General features: G+C 69.3%; 15 protein-coding genes. 8 read left to right on the forward strand and 7 right to left on the reverse strand.

Going from position 1 to position 16,834, the window contains the following annotated elements; translation table 11 throughout:
• The first annotated feature begins 125 nt into the window (after nucleotides 1–125).
• On the forward strand, nucleotides 126–554 hold the full coding sequence (locus tag DL990_RS08645; RefSeq protein WP_125789919.1) for a hypothetical protein: 429 nt from the start codon (nucleotides 126–128) through the stop codon (nucleotides 552–554).
• Here the strand turns inward: DL990_RS08645 and DL990_RS08650 are convergent.
• On the reverse strand, nucleotides 502–954 hold the full coding sequence (locus DL990_RS08650) for a hypothetical protein (RefSeq protein WP_125798327.1): 453 nt from the start codon (nucleotides 952–954) through the stop codon (nucleotides 502–504). The two genes, DL990_RS08645 and DL990_RS08650, sit on opposite strands and share 53 nt — an antisense overlap.
• A 184-nt stretch (nucleotides 955–1,138) precedes the next feature.
• On the opposite strand from DL990_RS08650, the gene DL990_RS08655 reads away from it, so the two are divergent.
• Nucleotides 1,139–1,564: a DoxX family protein gene (locus tag DL990_RS08655; RefSeq protein WP_125789921.1), complete on the forward strand. Its 426-nt coding sequence runs from the start codon at nucleotides 1,139–1,141 to the stop codon at nucleotides 1,562–1,564.
• A gap of 63 nt (nucleotides 1,565–1,627) precedes the next feature.
• Here the strand turns inward: DL990_RS08655 and DL990_RS08660 are convergent, their stop codons facing one another.
• The 3 genes from DL990_RS08660 to DL990_RS08670 all read right to left on the reverse strand — a co-directional run bounded on the left by DL990_RS08660 (nucleotide 1,628) and on the right by DL990_RS08670 (nucleotide 5,293).
• Nucleotides 1,628–2,335 (reverse strand): TIGR03089 family protein, encoded by a 708-nt coding sequence (locus DL990_RS08660; RefSeq protein WP_125798328.1) that lies wholly within the window; start codon nucleotides 2,333–2,335, stop codon nucleotides 1,628–1,630.
• A 10-nt stretch (nucleotides 2,336–2,345) separates the two neighbouring features.
• Nucleotides 2,346–3,671: an LCP family protein gene (locus DL990_RS08665; protein WP_199746264.1), complete on the reverse strand. Its 1,326-nt coding sequence runs from the start codon at nucleotides 3,669–3,671 to the stop codon at nucleotides 2,346–2,348.
• 89 nt (nucleotides 3,672–3,760) lie between these two features.
• Nucleotides 3,761–5,293 (reverse strand): LCP family protein, encoded by a 1,533-nt coding sequence (locus DL990_RS08670; protein WP_125789923.1) that lies wholly within the window; start codon nucleotides 5,291–5,293, stop codon nucleotides 3,761–3,763.
• Between the two features lie 152 nt (nucleotides 5,294–5,445).
• On the opposite strand from DL990_RS08670, the gene rfbB reads away from it, so the two are divergent.
• On the forward strand, nucleotides 5,446–6,429 hold the full coding sequence (gene rfbB / locus DL990_RS08675) for a dTDP-glucose 4,6-dehydratase (protein WP_125789924.1): 984 nt from the start codon (nucleotides 5,446–5,448) through the stop codon (nucleotides 6,427–6,429).
• Between the two features lie 4 nt (nucleotides 6,430–6,433).
• Nucleotides 6,434–7,315 carry a dTDP-4-dehydrorhamnose reductase gene (gene rfbD, locus DL990_RS08680; RefSeq protein WP_125798329.1) on the forward strand — a complete coding sequence of 294 codons (882 nt, stop codon included), beginning with the start codon at nucleotides 6,434–6,436 and terminating at the stop codon, nucleotides 7,313–7,315.
• Between the two features lie 303 nt (nucleotides 7,316–7,618).
• Here rfbD and DL990_RS08685 read toward each other — a convergent pair whose 3' ends face one another.
• The 3 genes from DL990_RS08685 to DL990_RS08695 form a co-directional block, all read right to left on the reverse strand.
• Nucleotides 7,619–8,707 carry a glycosyltransferase family 1 protein gene (locus DL990_RS08685; RefSeq protein WP_125789925.1) on the reverse strand — a complete coding sequence of 363 codons (1,089 nt, stop codon included), beginning with the start codon at nucleotides 8,705–8,707 and terminating at the stop codon, nucleotides 7,619–7,621.
• Complete coding sequence (locus DL990_RS08690; RefSeq protein ID WP_125798330.1) at nucleotides 8,700–11,213, reverse strand: glycosyltransferase; 2,514 nt, start codon at nucleotides 11,211–11,213, stop codon at nucleotides 8,700–8,702. The genes DL990_RS08685 and DL990_RS08690 overlap by 8 nt, the downstream gene beginning before the upstream one ends.
• Before the next feature lie 199 nt (nucleotides 11,214–11,412).
• Complete coding sequence (locus tag DL990_RS08695; protein ID WP_125798331.1) at nucleotides 11,413–12,339, reverse strand: glycosyltransferase family 2 protein; 927 nt, start codon at nucleotides 12,337–12,339, stop codon at nucleotides 11,413–11,415.
• A 19-nt stretch (nucleotides 12,340–12,358) separates the two neighbouring features.
• Between DL990_RS08695 and DL990_RS08700 the strand changes: the two genes are divergently transcribed.
• The 4 genes from DL990_RS08700 (at nucleotide 12,359) to DL990_RS08715 (ending at nucleotide 16,789) form a co-directional block, all read left to right on the forward strand.
• A complete protein-coding gene (locus DL990_RS08700) occupies nucleotides 12,359–13,447 on the forward strand; it encodes a glycosyltransferase family 1 protein (RefSeq protein ID WP_125798332.1) in 1,089 nt (362 codons plus the stop codon).
• Nucleotides 13,448–13,484: 37 nt separating this feature from the next.
• A complete protein-coding gene (locus DL990_RS08705) occupies nucleotides 13,485–14,621 on the forward strand; it encodes a glycosyltransferase family 1 protein (RefSeq protein ID WP_125798483.1) in 1,137 nt (378 codons plus the stop codon).
• A 205-nt stretch (nucleotides 14,622–14,826) separates the two neighbouring features.
• Complete coding sequence (locus DL990_RS08710) at nucleotides 14,827–15,690, forward strand: glycosyltransferase family 2 protein (protein WP_199746265.1); 864 nt, start codon at nucleotides 14,827–14,829, stop codon at nucleotides 15,688–15,690.
• 58 nt (nucleotides 15,691–15,748) lie between these two features.
• Entirely contained in the window at nucleotides 15,749–16,789 is a 1,041-nt protein-coding gene (locus DL990_RS08715; RefSeq protein WP_125798333.1) for a serine hydrolase, read from the forward strand.
• Nucleotides 16,790–16,834: the final 45 nt, after the last annotated feature.

Raw genomic sequence — 16,834 nt, forward strand, 5'->3', positions numbered from 1 at the left:
GGCGGATTCGTGGCGGGCACGGCGTCAGGTTAGAGACGCGCCTTGGCACAGGCGATCGATTAACCCTCGGTGAGATGCTTCACGGAAGTACGGCGATCATGGCCGCACGGTGTCACTCTCGAAGGATGTTCTGGTTCGCTCCGGTGTCGTGGACACCGCACGACGAGGCCGAGCTGATCGCCGGCTGGCGGTTGTGGCTCGAACTCGGGGATCGCACGTGGCCGTCGGCCGCGTGGGACGGGACGGCGGCCGACGTCGTCAAGCCGCTGCGTGAGCTGGTCGCGGCCTGCGACGACATCGAGACGGGCTACCGCGAGGCCGTCGACGAGCCGTCGGAGGAGTTCATCCGGATCATCCAGTTCCTCGTGTGGACCGTGAGCACGGTGATCGAGCTGTGGGCCGACGACGAGGTCCCGCTCGACGCCGAGCGGATCGCGTTGCTGCACGCCGATCTGGCCGGATTCGCCGAGCAGGCCGAGCGAGTGCTCGAGGTGTTGGCCGTCAGCGGGGGCTGGACGGGTCTGGCCGCGGAGCATCGGCGGACGGATCGCTGAGCGATTCCGGTTTCTCGACCCACGCGAACCGCGAGCCCGCCAGGTGCTCGGTCATCGGGCGGTCCAGCGAGAGCAGGGTCACCGGGGTGCCGTACGGGTCCTCGCCGGGCACGATCGCGTAGCCGGTCTCGAACACCGACGCTTCCTTCGCGTCGGCCTCGACGTCGTGCCGTGTGACATCGTTGTCGATCGACCACGTGCCCCCGAGGGTGCGATGAAACTTCAAGACCAGTTCGCCCGGCGTCGACCAAGTGAAGCGGGACACCGTGAACTCGGTGCTCCAGCTCGCCCAGTAGAGCCATCCGATGCCGTCGCGGCGGAACACCAAGTCGACGGTTTCGACGCTGCCCGGATGCAGGATCTCGTCCGACCACAGGCCGGTCAGCCGTTCGTCCACCACGGAGGGGATTCTGCCGTCCGGGGGAGATAACATCCGCGGCCTTCCACAGAGGACATGCCGCCGACCGGGTCCGCTTCCTGTCGGGTACCTGTCGATCACGCTCCGGAGGTGCCATCCGAGGCACCCGGTGCCCTACCGTGATCCGGGTAAGTTGAATATTCACCGACCAGAAAGCTGATACCCGATGTTCGCTCGTTTCAAGGATGTCGCCCTCCTGCTCGGCCGGATCGGTGTCGGTGTGGTCTTCCTCGCACACGGCCTGCAGAAGTGGGAAAACGGGATCGACGGCACCGCGAAGTTCTTCGAGCAGACCGGAATCCCGCTGCCGACGCTCGCGGCGATCTTCGCGATCGCGGTGGAGATCGTGGGCGCGATCTTGTTCATCGTCGGTTTCCTGACGCCGCTGGTGGGCCTCGGCTTCGTCGTGGTCTCCGTCGGCGCCCTGCTCTCGGTGCACCTCGACAACGGCCTCACCGGCCAGGGCGGTTACGAACTCGTCCTCGTTCTGGCGGTCGCCGGGCTGGCGCTCGGCTTCAACGCCGGCAAGCTGTCGCTCGACCACGTGCTCTTCGGACGCAAGCGTGAGGCGAAGCAGCTCCAGGACGCCTGACCCGGTTGCTATGAAAGGACCTTTCCTTGCAAATTTTGCAAGGAAAGGTCCTTTCATAGCGCGTCAGGAGGGGAGATCCGCGGTCGTCCGCTCGGCTTCGCGCCGGGCAGCGAGTTTGGCCGGATCCGCGTCGGTGACCTGGACCAGATGTGCGCCGGCCGCGAGCGGCGTCAGGAATCCCGACAGAATCCCTTCCTCGCCAATCCATTCCACAGTGGACAGAACGCGGTCCGCCGCGGACAAACCCGCCGCCGAAGCGCGGGAACGAGCTTCGGCGAGAACTTCGTCCACAGTGGACGAACCCAGTGCGGGAGTGTCGCCGGGTACGGGGAACAGCGGGCTGAACTGGTCACCCGAAAGCCTGGCTTCGGTCACGTAGTCCACCGCCCCGTCGGGTACGGAACCGGCGGGCAGCCCGAGGCCCATCGGGTGCAGCGAGACGACGGCCGTCGCGGCCGCGTCGGATTCGCCGCCCGGCGCGACGAACGCCACCCGCGCGCCCGCGGTCTCCGTCACCACCCTGGCGCCGCACCACCAGGCGCCCAGCAGGACACCGGCGGTCTGCCAGTGCGACGGCAGCACGACGGCGACCTCGTCTCCCGGCTCGACGTCGAACTCGTCGACCAGCCAGTTCGCCGTTTTGGCGGCCCAGTTCACCGTGGTCGCCACGGACAGCTCGACCCGGCTGCCCTGCTTGTCGTCGTAGTGTGTGATCAGCGGTTTCGCGGGCGACCCGAGCAGGGGTCGCAGCAGCAGTTCGGTGAGGCTCACGCCCCCAACGCTAGTTCACGCAGGGAACACTCGACGCGGCGAGCAGCGGAGCGGCACCGGGGGCCCCGCCACCACCGCCCCGGCCCACCAGGCCGGATACGAAGGTCCGCACGGCGGCGGGATCGATCTCGACGATGCTCTGACCGTCCGCGCTGCGACCGTTGATGTTCACCACCGGGATGGTCGTGAACGTCAGGTCGCCGGACGCGATCCCCTTCGCCTGCTGCGCGAACTCCAGCAGGTCCAGCCCTTCGTCCAGGACGATCGACCGGCGCACGACGTCCATCAGGCCCGCCATCGTCGACGGGCTGGTCAGCGTGCCGGCCGAGAGCACCTGGTTCAGCGCCGAGGACAGGAACGTCTGCTGTCGCACGATGCGGTCGAGATCGCCGCGCGGCAGGTTCTTCCGCTGTCGCACGAACGAAAGTGCCTCGCCGCCCGACACGGTCTGTTCGCCGCGCCGGAAGTCCGCGCCGGAGTCCTTGTCCTCGGTCGAGTGGTTCAGGCAGACCTTGACGCCGCCCAGCGCCTCGGTCAGCAGGTAGAACCCGAGCAGGTTGACCTCGGCGTAGTGGTCGATGCGGATCTTCGTCAGATCCTGAACGGTCTGGACCAGTGCCTTGCGGCCTTCCTGATCGGAATCGCGTTCGAGTTTCGCCTGATCGCCTTCGCCGCGGTGCGCGTTCGCGTAGTCGGCCTTCGCGGAGCCATACGCCGAGTTGATCTTGCCGAGACCACGGCCGGGGATGTCGGTCCAGGTGTCGCGCGGGATCGAGACACCGGACGGCTTCCCGCCGTTCTTCGGGATGCGCAGGATGATGATGGTGTCGGTGTTGACGCCCGGCTTCTCCTCGGTACGCAGTTCCTTGAGCACCCTGAGCGGCAGCGGATTGCCCTGCGCGTCGGTCCGCGCGTCGCTGCCGACGAGAAGGATGTCGTTCGCGCCGTCGTCGGCGGGCGGTGCGGCGGGATCGTCGGCCTTGCTCAGCGCGTTCGTCGTGGGGACGTTGTTCTGCAACTGGTCCTTGGTGACGTACGCGTAACCCGTCGTGCCGAGGGCGAGCAGCGATACGAGGCCGAGCGCGATCCGGCGGGTGATCCGGCCGGCGCGGCGCAGCGGGCGCTCGGGTACGGCGAGCACACCCGAGGCCGGTCCGTCTTCGTCTTCGGCCGGGGCGGACGGCTGGGGGAGCGGCGGATTCCGGGGGTACGGCGTCGGGATGAACCGGGGCTTCTCGTCACTCTCGGTGTCCGATTTGGTGTCCTCTTCGGACTTCGGCTCTTCGTCGTCCAACTGCTCAGAACGTTCGTTGACACCCTTGTCCTCGTCGCCCATCCCTGTTCACCTCCCCTGGCGCTGCCGCTTGTCCGATCGTAGGAGAAGGCTAGGCCACCGTGAGGTCGGCCACGCTCAGTACCCGGACATTAATTGACGCAGGGCACATTGCCCGCGACGATCGGCGTCGTGGTGGGCGCCGGCGGAGCGCTGGAGGGCGGCTGAGCCGGCTTCGAGGGAGTCGACGTCTTCGACGGGGCGGTGGTCGTGGTCGCACCCTTGAAGTCCTTGCCGAGCAGCACCCGCACCTTGCCGGGCGCGACGTCACGGTCCGCTTCGGCCTGCACCGCGGTGCCGAAGACCTGCTTGATCAGGGCCAGCGCGGCTTCGTCGCCCGGCGCGTGCCGGATGACCGTCGAATTGCGGGTGCTGAGCTTGGTGTCGGGTGCGAGTTTGAAACCCTTGCCCTGCAAGAGATTCCGGGTCTCGGTGGCCAACGTGGGGGAGCCGGATCCGTCGAAGAGTTCGACGGTCACCGCTTCCGCGCCCGGCAGGGTGGGCTGGGCCGAGGTGGGTGCCGTCTCGCCGTCGGCGGTGAGGCGACTGATTTCGGCCTGCACCTGCGCCGGGTCCACCCGGAGCACGGCGGCGCCGCCGATGGTCGCGTCGCCCTGCGTCGGGATCGTGTGGAACTCGACGTTTCCGCTGGTCAGCCCACGCATCTGAGCGGCGAACTCCGGCAGATCCCAGCCGGCCGACAGCACGACCGACTTCTTCACCGCTTCGATCAGGTCCGCGATCTTCGCCGGGTTGATCAGGACGTCGGACGAGAGCACCTTGTTCGCCAGCCCCGACAGGAAGGCCTGCTGCCGCGCGATCCGGTCGAGGTCGCCGTTCTGCAGGTCGTAGCGTTGGCGGACGAACGCGAGCGCCTGGACGCCTTCGACGGTCGACTTCCCGGCGGGCAGGTCCACGCCGGACTTCTTCTCCTTGACCGCGTTGTTGAGGCAGACCTCGACGCCGCCGATCGCCTTGGTGATCTCGTAGAAGCTCGACAGGTTCACCTCGGCGTACCGGTCGATCATCTTCGGCTTGCCGATGAACTTCTCCAGCGTCGCGATCAGGTTCTTGCGGCCGGCGTCCTTGGCCTTGGCGTCGACGTCCTTGAGATCGGAGTTGCCCTGCTGCTGCAGCGTCTTCGACGTGTCGTTGTAGGCGTACACGTACGCGCTGTTGAGCTTGTGCTTGCCGAAACCGCCGGTGATCTCGACCCACGAGTCGCGGGGGAAGGAGATCGCGACCGCCTTCTTACCGTTCTGGGGGATGTGCACCAGGATCATCGTGTCGGTCTGGCGTTCGCCCTCGGAAACACCGGCGTGCAGCATGTCGAGGACCTCGCGCGGCAGCGGGTTTCCCTGCGCGTCGGTGCGGCTGTCCTGGCCGACGAGCAGGATGTCGATCGCGCCGTCCAGCGGCTTCGCGGGCGGGTGGCCGTTGTCCTCGAAGATGTTCGTGGTCGCGAAGCCCTTCGACGGGTCGCCGATGAACTGCCAGCCCCACCAGGTCAGCGCCAGGATCGTGATCGAGACCAGGCTGAACACGACCTTCACCCCACGGCGGGCGAACACCACGACACCGCCGCCACGGCGCGCCGGAATGGGTGGCCCGGGCCACTCGGTCACGTGCGGTCCTCCACGAATCTTCCCCAGGGCACCTGCGTGCCTCGCCGACAACTCTACTGACCCCTGTGTTAGACGTCCGTAGGCTGGTGAAAGGTTGCCCCGGTCGTGACACACTCGGCCGGTCAGGGAAGTCGTAAAGGGAGGATCGCGGCATGCGAGTGCTGGTCACCGGGGGTGCCGGGTTCATCGGTTCGCATTACGTCCGGCAGGTGCTGACAGGGGCGTACCCGAGCCTGGCCGACGCCGAGCTGATCGTGCTCGACAAGCTGACCTACGCGGGCAACGAAGCGAACCTGGAGCCAGTGCGCGAGAACCCGCGCTACCGGTTCGAAAAGGGCGACATCTGCGACGCCGCCCTGGTAAGCGAGCTGATGCGGGGTATCGACCTGGTCGTCCACTTCGCCGCCGAGTCCCATGTGGACCGTTCGATCGCCGGCGCGGCCGACTTCGTGCTGACCAACGTGCTCGGCACGCAGACCCTGCTGCAGGCCGCGCTCGAGGCCGAGGTCGGGAAGTTCGTCCACGTGTCCACCGACGAGGTGTACGGCTCGATCGACGAAGGATCCTGGGACGAAGACCACGCGCTGGAGCCGAATTCGCCGTACTCGGCGTCGAAGGCGTCCTCCGATCTGCTGGCCCGTTCCTTCTTCCGTACGCACGGATTGCCTGTCTGTGTCACGAGGTGCTCGAACAACTACGGTCCGTACCAGTTCCCTGAGAAGGTCATCCCGCTCTTCGTGACCAACCTGCTCGACGGCAAGAAGGTCCCGCTCTACGGCGACGGGCTCAACGTGCGTGACTGGCTGCACGTGGACGATCACTGCCGCGGCATCCAGCTCGTCGCCGACGGCGGCAGGCCGGGCGAGGTCTACAACATCGGTGGTGGCACGGAACTGACGAACCGCGAGCTGACCGAGCGGCTGCTGACCGCGGTCGGCGCCGACTGGGAGAGCGTCGAGCCGGTCGAGGACCGCAAGGGGCACGATCGCCGGTACTCCGTCGACATCACCAAGATCTCGCGGGAGCTCGGGTACGCGCCGCGGAAGTCCTTTGAGGACGGTCTGGCCGACACGGTCGCGTGGTACAGCGGAAACCGGGCGTGGTGGGAGCCGCTGAAGAACCGTGCGGGAGAGTGACGACGTGCTGAGCATTCTCGTACCGGGCGGATCCGGCCAGCTGGGGCAGGACATCGCGGCGCTGGCTGTGGACTCCATCGACGCCTCGACGCCGTCGTCGTCGGAGTTGAACGTGTGCGACACCGGGCAGGTCGTCGCCGCGGTGACCGAACTGGCGGGCCGGGCGCGGGCCGCGGGGAAGACGCCGGTGGTGATCAACGCGGCCGCCTACACCGCGGTGGACGCCGCGGAGACCGATGAGGCGCGGGCGTTCGCGGTGAACGCCGACGGCCCCCGGGTGCTCGCCGCGGCGTGCTCGTCGCGCGGAGTGCCGCTCATCCACGTGTCCACGGACTACGTGTTCGCCGGTGACGCGACTTCGCCGTACGAGACCGATGATCTGCTGGGGCCGCTCAACGCCTACGGCCGGACGAAGGCGGCGGGGGAGGACGCGCTTCTCGGGTCGGGCGCCCGGTCCTGGATCGTGCGGACGTCGTGGGTGTATGGCAAGACCGGAGCGAACTTCGTGAAGACCATGGCGCGCCTGGAAAAGGAACGCGATGAACTGTCCGTAGTGGACGATCAGACCGGTTCGCCGACCTGGTCCCGCGATCTCGCCGCCGGGCTGCTGGAACTGGCCGGTCGCGTTGCCGCCGGCGACGGGCCTGCGCGACGGGTGCTGCACTGCACGGGTGGCGGGTCGACGACGTGGTGCGGGTTCGCGCGCGCGATCTTCGCGGAACTCGGCGCGGACCCGGCGCGGGTGAAGCCCTGCACGACGGCGGAATTCCCGCGTCCCGCGGCGCGTCCGGCGTACGGCGTGCTGTCGAACGCTTCGTGGCGCGAGGCAGGTCTCACGCCGCTTCGGGGCTGGTCTGACGCGCTTAAGGCCTACTTCGCTTCTTGAGGCCGCTTCGCCGCCTGGCGCCGCTTCGCCTCTGGTCACGTGAGTTCGCCGCCCAATCACGCGAGTTGCGTCTTCAATCACGCGAGTTCGCCGTCTGGTCACGCGAGTTCGCCTTTCCCGCACGTCGACCACGCGTGATTGGGCGGCGAACTCGTGTGATTGAGGAGCGAACTCGCGTGATCAGGAGGCGAACTCACGTGATTGGGGGCGCAACACGGGACCAGGTCGCTAGCGGCGCTAGGAAAGCTAGCGATACTAAAGGTCCCTTGCTTCGCTCTGGAGTGACGCGTGGGGCTGTTGTGGTCAGTGTTTCGTGCTGGCCTGGCGGTACGCGGCGACGGTGAGTTCGGCGCAGGCGCGCCAGGTGAAGTTCGCGACGTGGGCGCGGCGCGCGGCCGAAGTGGCGACGGCGTGCGGGTCGCTGACGGCGATCCGCAGCGCCTCCACGAGCCCGTCGACGTCCTCGTAGGGGACCAGGCTCGCGCAGTTCCCCGCGACCTCGCGCAGCGCCGGGATGTCCGTGCACACCACGGGCACGTCCGACGCCATCGCTTCCAGCACCGGGAGCCCGAAACCCTCGTCGCGCGACGGCAGCACCAGCGCGCTGGCCCCGGCGACGACCCGGCGGAGGTTCACGTCGGACAGGTAGCCCACGTGTCGCGAACGTGAGCCCACCGCGAACGAGCCGGGGCCGACGAACACCAGTTCCGGCAGATCCGGCGCCGCCTCGTGCGCCTGCCGGAGCCAGTGCAGGCCCTTGCGGGGTCCGGGGGCGCCGGCGAAGAGCAGGTACTTGTCAGGAAGGCCGAGTTCCTTGCGGCGTTCCTTGTCCGGCGGGCGCGCGGTGAACCAGGCCGGGTTCACGCCGAGCGGGGTGACGATGATCTTGCCGCGGTCCACGTCGAGCCGTTCGGCGACCTGGTCGGCGACGGCGTTGGTGGGCGTGCAGATCGCGTCGGCGAGCCGGGCGCCGCGCCGGACCAGGCGCGGCAGTTCGTGATCGCTCGGCGCGAGTTCCTCGGGAGCGTCCAAAAAGGCCAGGTCGTGGATGGTCACCACACCCGCCGCACGGAACCGGCCGGGCAACACGAAGTTGGTGCCGTGCACGACATCAGTCGGTCCGGCGAACAGTTCCACCGGCGGCAGTTGCGAACGCAGCCACGCCTTCCGCAGCAACCGCGCCGCCACCGGCATGCCCCGGGCCCGGACACCGTGCGGGAGCACGTGCCGCAGCCGCCGCCAGCCGCGCAGCGTGAACGCGACCGCGCGAGTGTCCACTTCGGACATCGACGCGAGCTCTTCGGACAGTGCGACCGTGTACCGGCCGATACCCGTCCTGGCACCGAGAAGCGGGGTCCCGTCGAGCAGGACGCGCAAGGGGCGGTCAGCCACGGCCGAGCCTTTGCTTGGCGACCTTGACCACGCGGCCGCCGACGCGCCGCACGAGTTCCTTCGGGCCGCCGTCGGCGAGGTATTCGCGGATCAGGTCGACGTCGCGGCGCAGCATTTCCTTGCCCCGCACCGGTGCGGTGACCACGAGGTCCTCCGAGCCGGGCAGCCGGTCCGCGGCGGGCCGCGGGTTCCGGCAGAACTCCACCAACGGCTTCAGGGCTTCCGGCCAGGCGTAACGCTGAGCGACCGCGGCCATCCGCTCGACGCAGCCCGCGGCGAATTCTTCGTCGTACAACGCCTTTTCCAGCGCGTCGGCCAGCGCGTCCACGTCCTCGGCGGGGACGACGACGCCGAGCCGTTCCTCGCGGACCAGGTCCGCGAACGAGTCACCGTCGGTGGTGACGATCGGCAGCCCGGCCCACAGGTAGTCCAACACGCGGGTGCGGAAGGCGAACGTCGTCTCGACGTGCTCGTAGTGCGTGGTGACGCCGCAGTTCGCGTCGAGCAGCCAGTTCTGGCGCTCCTCGTACGGCACCCACTGCTGGTTGAAGAACACGTGCTTGCCGGTGAGCCCGAGCGAGTCGGAAAGCAGCATCGTGCGCGCGCCGATGTCCATCTCGGTGACCTCGGGGTTGGGATGCTTCATCCCGAGGAACACCAGGCGGACGTCACCGCGGCGCTGCCGCAGCTGCTCGATCGCCCGTACCAGCGTGAGCGGGTCGAACCAGCTGTAGACCCCGCCCGCCCACAGCACGACGTGATCGGTCTCGCCGATGCCGTCCAAAGTGGACCGGAGGCCGGGGCCGGTGCGGACCGGCGCGTTGGGCGAGAGGCCGAACGGGACGATGGAGAGCAGCGACTGGGTGGTCGGGTCCGCGTCGTACAGCCGCGGCGAGAGCCTGCCCATCGCCGCGAGATGCCCCAGCCAGAAGTGCCGCTGACGCTCCGAGGCACAGAGGAAGAAGTCTCCGCGTTCCAGCTGCGCGTCGAGGACCTTGGTGACCCCGATGAGGTCGAGCGCGCGTTTGTCGTCGGGAACGCCCTTGCCCTGTTCGAGCAGTTCGAGGTGCATCGGGTCGTACAGATCCGCGACCACGATCTTGTGCGCGTACTGCTTCTTGAGCGAGGGCGCGAGTTCCAGCACGTGGCCCTGCAGGACGATGATGTCCGCCCACGCGATCGGAGCCTCCAGCTCGCGCCGGGTCGCCGCGCTGACCCGGAACGGCGCGGGCGGCGGATCGGCGAGTGGATTGACCGTCACCAGATGGACGTCGTGTTCGGCGGCCAGGGTCGCGGAGATGTTCCAGGCGCGGATCGCCGGGCCCGCCATCCGTTCGGTGATCGCGTCACCGGTGATCACCGCGATCTTGCGACGCTGCCCGAAGAGCGGGTCGATGCCGAACGTCTCGACCAGGATGTCGTGCGCGGCGAGATAGCGCGGCAGCGGATATGCGGGCTCCAACGCCTTGCGCAGCAAGGGAAGCAGATCGGCGTCTGTGCGGACGCGGGCGGCCTGTTCGACGGCGCGCGACTCGGCCAGCGACGGCAGCAGCTCGACGAACTGGTCGATCGCCAGCACGCCGGCCAACGTCGTCCTCGGCACTTCGACCGGACCGGTTTCGGCCGGGCCGACGCCCTTGGCGAGATCGAGCTGGGTGGCGTCGAGGTCTCCGCGAGCGGTCGCCCGGCGGACGGCCAGTGCCAGCGCCGCGGGCAGCGCGCGCGAGAGTGTCTCGTCGGAGAGGTTCTTGTACAGCGCGGCCAAGGCGTTGCGTTCCAGCAGGAACGTCTCGCGGCCGGAGGCCGGAGCGTCCACTGTGGACATAGTGGCGTGGTGCTTGTGGTAGGTCAGCGAATCCGGCACGTAGCGCACGCGCCAGCCGCGCAGGTTCAGCCGCCAGCCGAGGTCGACGTCTTCGTAGAACATGAAGAACCGCTCGTCGAACCCGCCGAGTTCGGCGAACACCCCGGCGCGGACGAACATCGCCGAACCGGTCGCGAACAGGACGTCCTTGGCGATCTCGTGTTCGGCGGCGGGGACATCGGCCAGCGGGCTGCCCGCGTGGCGTTTGTAGCCCATGCCGAACCAGGTCAGGCCCGCGTCGACGAAGTCGGTGCCGGTGCCGTCCCAGTCGAGGACCTTGCTGGCCACCGCGGCGACCGTCGGCTGCGCGCGCAGTTCGGCGACGGCCGTGCCCACCCAGCCGGGAGCAGGGCGGGCGTCGTTGTTGAGGAAGGCGAGCACGGTGCCTGTCGCGTGCTCCGCGCCGAGGTTGCAGCCGCCCGCGAAGCCGGAGTTCACCGGGGACTCGACGAGCTTGACGCCCGGGGCGGCGGCCTTGATCTCGGCGACGTCGGAGCCGCCGGAGGCGTTGTCGACGCAGATGACTTCGAGGTTCGGGTAATCGTGTTCGGCGAGTGCGCGCAGGCAGGTAACGGTGTCGGCGGCTCCCCGGTAGTTCACCACGATGACCGAGACGACCGGTTGCGTTTCCCCCTGCGCCAAAGCCGTACTCCCTGCTCTCGATTGGGGCAGCGTCAATGAAGAGCCCGCGACCGCTTCGCGTCGCCAGGGCGCTCGTTCGCCTGCCCACCACCTCTGGTGATGGTGCGCCCTGCCACCGCGAAGCGGGGCCTTCGGCCGGGGCGGGCTCCTGTGAGGGCCCTTCTCGGACTCAACCTTCATCTCCGTCTTCTGTCAGAGCTTAATTGCCCGCCCACGCGTCCCAGACCGCGCCTCGGCCGAGTGTCGCGCGCCGCCCGATGGCCCGCCGCTCGAGCAGTGTGCGCGGCAGGCGGGCGGCGACGGCACCCAGCACCCGGCACCGCAGGCTCGGACGGAAGTTCGGCGCCGCAGCCTTCTTGTTGTGACGGAGCCCTCGAAGGGGGAGTATCGCGGTCAGGGCGGCGAACTTCAGCAGCTGGCGGAGCGCGACTTCACGCGGAGCACACCGCAGGAGGGTCAGCAGGCGGTTGCGTTCATTCCACAGGTGGAACTGGACCGAACCCGGTCGGGTGCTCGCGCCATGCCGATGGGTGACCTCGGCTTCGGCGCCGACTACGTCCCAGCCCGCCAGCCGGAGCCGCCACGCGGTGTCGGTGTCCTCGTAGTAGCAGAAGTAGGACGCCGGGACGCCGCCGACGGAGCGGAGCGCCTCGACGTTCAGCACGGCCGCGCCGCCGCAGAAACCGAAGACCTCTTCGGCGGGTTCCGGCAGGTCGGCGCCGTGGCCGTCGGCGGTCAGGCGGACGCCGGTGGACTGGACGGTCCCATCGGCCAGCGTCAGGCGGGCGCTCACGGCGGCGGCGAGCGGCGCCTTGGCGAGGGTGTCTTCGCAGGTCGCGAGCCAGTCCGGGCTCGCCGCGGCGTCGTCGTTCAGCCACGCCATCAGCGGGGTGTCCACTTTGTCCAGTGCGGCGGCCATGGCGCCCGCGTAACCGGTGTTGCGCCGCAGCCGGAGCACCTCGGGCTTCGACGGATGGGCGGCGAGCAGGGCGGCCGTGCCGTCGTCGGAGGCGTTGTCGACGACCAGGGTGCGATGCGGGCGGGACTGCGCGGCGAGGGCGTCGAGGCAGGCGATGATGTGCGCCGCGCCGCGCCAGGTGACCACGACGACGGTGGTGCTGGGCATACCAGAGAGAATAGAGACCATGCCCGAACTGGTCGTGCTCGCCGAGCAGCTGCTGGCGCCGGTCCCCGGCGGGACAGGCCGCTACACCGGCGAATTGCTGCGGGCGCTCGCCGAGACCGCGCCGCCGGGCTGGACGGTGTCGAGCGTGGTCGCACGGCATGCCGACATCGAGGCCGCGGTCGTCGAGAGTGTCGACGGACCGCGTGAGCTGCCGATCCCGCCACGGGCGCTGATCGCCGCTTGGCAGCTGGGCCTGCCGTGGTGGCCGGGTGGCGACGCGGTCCACGCGCCGACGCCGCTCGCGCCCGCCCGCGTGCCGAAGGGGCGGACGCTGTCGGTCGCGGTGCACGACACCGTGCCGTGGACGCATCCCGAGACGCTGACCCCGCGCGGTGTCGCGTGGCACAAGGCGATGATCGCGCGAGCGGCGGCGCGGGCGACCGCGCTGACCGTGCCGACGCAAGCGATTGCGGACGAGCTCGCCGGGCTGGTTCCGGTTTCGGCTCCGCTGCACGTGATCCCGCACGGTGTGCGGCCGCCCGCCGCGTTCACCGAGGTCGCGCTGCCCGAGCGGTACGTGCTCGCGATCGGGACGATCGAGCCGCGCAAGGGCATCGACGTGCTGATCGACGCCGCCGGCCGGGTCGGGGTGCCACTGGTGCTGGCCGGTCAGCCAGGCTGGGGCGGGGTCGATCCGGCGGCGCTGGCACGCGAGCACGGCGCGGACGTCCGGCTGCTGGGGAAGGTGAGCGACGCGGAACTGGCGTTCGCGTTGCGGGGCGCGTCGGTGCTGGCGATGCCGAGCCGGGCGGAGGGTTTCGGGCTGCCGCTGATCGAGGCGATGGCGGCCGGGGTGCCGGTGGTGCATTCGGACGTCCCCGCCCTGGTCGAGGTGGCCGGGGGAGCGGGCGTCACCGTCCCCGTCGGCGAGGCGCAAGCGCTTGCGGATGCCCTTCGCGACGTACTCGACCACCCGGAGCGTGCGGCAGCGCTGCGTGACAGTGGTCTCAGCCGTTCGAGTGAGTTCACCTGGCAACGCGCCGCTTCGGCCGTTTGGGGCCTCCACCAGCGCGATCAGTTTCCCGGTTCCCCACCGCGGAGCCGGTGAGCAGCCGTACCCTCCTAGGGTGACCGATGACCCTCGCGTGCTGATCGACGCGACCGCCGTCCCCGCGGACCGGGGTGGCGTCGGACGTTACGTGGATTCCCTGGTCGCGGCGCTGGACGAGGACGGCGCGCGGATCACCGTCGTCTGCCAGCCGCGGGACGCGGTGCTGTACGACCGGCTGGCGCCCGGCGCGCGGATCGTGCCGACCTCGCCGTCGACTTCGACCAGGACGGCCCGGCTGACCTGGGAGCAGGCGACCCTGCCCCGGCTGGTCCGGCGGCTCGCCGTCGACGTCGTCCACTCGCCGCACTACACGATGCCGCTGGCCAGCCCGGCCGCTTCGGTGGTGACGCTGCACGACGCGACCTTCTTCACCGACGCCGTCCTGCACTCTTCGGTGAAGGCGCGCTTCTTCCGCGCCTGGACCGCAACGGCGCTTCGCCGCGCGACGCTGTGCGTCGTGCCGAGCATCGCGACGGCGGCCGAACTCGAGCGCGTCGGCCAGGTGCGCACCTCGGAACTGGAGATCATCCACCACGGCGTCGAACCGGATCGGTTCCATCCACCCTCACCCGCCGAGATCGAGGCCGCGCGGCAGGCCGTCGGACTGGGGAAGACGCCGTACGTCGCCTTCCTCGGCGCGCTCGAACCGCGCAAGAACGTGCCCGCGCTGATCCGCGGCTTCGCACACGCCGTGATCGGCAGGCCGAACCCGCCGGCGCTGGTGCTCGCCGGACAACCGGGCTGGGATTCGCAGGTCGAACGCGCCCTCGACGCTGTGCCGCATCGGTTGCGCGTGATCCGGGCCGGATACCTGCCGTTCGACACGCTCGCCGGCTTCCTCGGCGGCTCCGATCTGGTCGCGTACCCGAGCCTCGGTGAGGGATTCGGGCTGCCGGTGCTGGAGGCGATGGCGTGCGGCGCGGCCGTGCTCACGACCCGGCGGCTTTCGCTGCCGGAGGTCGGCGGCGACGCGGTCGCCTACTGCGGAGTCGGCGCCGGAGACGTCGCCGCGGCCATCTCGGAGCTGCTCGACGCTCCCGCGAGGCGGGCCGAGCTGGCCGAAGCCGCGCTTCGGCGGGCGAAGGAGTTCTCGTGGGCGACGACCGCGGAGCGGCACCGGGAGGCCTACGCGAAGGCTTGGCACCGGCATGCGCAGCGGCGGGCGAGCTGAGCCTCCCCGCTCCGCTCCCGCCGCTCCCGCGTCCGTGCGGATGCTCCCAATGTGGCATTGGGGTCGCTGAGTGTCCCCAATGCCACATTGGGAGCGTGTCCGCCGGATTCGGCGCTCCGGAGCAGCGGGGGAGCAAGGGACCTTTGCTATCGCCTCGGGGTGGGTGCGGCGCGGTCGCGTTCGGTGACGGGTGGACAATGGCCCCGTGACTGAGCACCCCAGCTACGGCGACGGGATCGCCGTCGTGACCGTGACGTACTTCCCCGGCGAAACCCTCGAGAAGTTCCTCGACACGCTCGAGAAGGCGACGGATCGGGACGTCCAGGTCGTCGTCGCCGACAACGCCTCCACGGACGGCGCCCCGGAGAAGGCCGCCCGCCGGGAGAACGTCAAGCTGCTCAGCATCGGCGAGAACGTCGGCTACGGCACGGCCGCCAACCGGGGTGTCGCGGAACTCGACGACAGCTACGGCTGGGTCGTCGTGGTGAACCCGGACCTCGAATGGGAACCCGGTTCGCTCGACGCACTGCTGGAAGTGGCCGAGCGCTGGCCGCGCGGTGGCGCGTTCGGGCCGCTCATCCACGACCTCGACGGCACGGTCTACCCGTCGGCCCGGCTGCTGCCGTCGTTCGGCCGCGGGATCGGGCACGCGGCGTTCGGCAAGATCTGGCCGGGCAACCCATGGACGCGGCAGTACCGGCAGGAGACCGGCACCCCGGTCGAGCGCACGGCGGGCTGGCTTTCCGGATCGTGCCAGCTGTTGCGCCGCGAGGCATTCGACTCGGTCGACGGATTCGACACGCGCTACTTCATGTACTTCGAGGACGTCGACCTCGGTGACCGGCTGACCCGCGCGGGCTGGCTGAACGTGTACGCCCCTTCGTCGAGCGTCATGCACATCGGCGGGCATTCGACTTCGCAGGCTTCGGAGAAGATGCTGCGTGTGCACCACGAAAGCGCGTACCGCTACCTCGCGGACCGTCACCGCGGTCTCCCGTGGAAGCCGGTCATGCTCGCGGTGAAGGCCGGTCTCGCGCTGCGGCTCAAGCTCGAAACGCGCCGGAAGTAGCCGTTCCGGCCACCGGAACTCGCGCGACTCCGCTCCCCGCCGTCGTTACCGTCGGTGCATGGACTTCGCCGAACTGGACACCTGGCTGACGGAACGCGCCGGGGAGGATCGCTTCTCCGGGGTCGTGCTGATCCGGCGCGGCGACGAGACACTGTTCGAACGCGGATACGGCCTGGCCAGCCGCCGCTGGTCGGTGCCGAACGCGCCGGACATCCGCTATGACACCGCGTCGATCACCAAGGTCGTTACCGCGATCGCCGCACTGCGCCTCGCCGACGAGGGACGGCTGGACCTCGATCGCCCGATCGGCGAGATCGTCGACCTCGGCGGCACGGCGATCGCGCCCGGTGCGACGACGCGGCACCTGCTCACGCACACGTCCGGGATCGCCGACGACGCCGACGAGGAAGCAGGCGAGAGCTATGAGGCGCTGTGGGTCGACAAACCGGTGTACTCGGTGGTGGACACACGCGACCATCTGCCCAATTTCGCCTACAGGGCACCGAATTTCGCGCCGGGCGAGGGTTGCCGGTACTGCAATTCGGGGTACGTCCTCGCCGGGCTGGTGATCGAGGAGTGCACCGGAAGGCCGTATCGCGACCACGTCCGGGAGACCGTGCTCGACCGCGCGGAGATGACCGATTCGGGTTTCTTCGACCGGCGTGATCCGGCGCCCAGGGTCGCCGAAGGCTGGGACCCGATCCTCGACGGCGAGCGGATCACCGGCTGGAAGCAGAACATCTTCAGTTACCCGCCGATCGGGTCACCCGACGGGGGTGTGTACTGCACCGTCGGCGACCTCGTCCGGCTTCTGCGCGCGATCCGCGAAGAACGACTCTTGAGCCCCGCGCGCACGAAGGAGTTCCTCACGCCGCAGGTGCTCCACAACAGCGGTGTCTGGTACGGCTTCGGCCTCGAATTCGTCCTGGAGCCGGATGGCTCGGTGCGGCACTACTACAAGGACGGCGGGAACATCGGCGTCTGCTCGCTCATGCGGCACTATCCGGCCGAGGGGCTGGACGTCGCCATGCTGTCGAACGCCACGTATGGCGGGGGCGCGGCGATCAAGGAGATCGATCGGGTGATCCGGGCTTCCTGAGGCCGGTCCTCGCGCGTGCAATGAAAGGCCCCTTCATAGCAAATT

Source organism: Amycolatopsis sp. WAC 01416, from assembly GCF_003947485.1.
In the GTDB taxonomy this organism is placed as follows: Bacteria; Actinomycetota; Actinomycetes; order Mycobacteriales; family Pseudonocardiaceae; genus Amycolatopsis.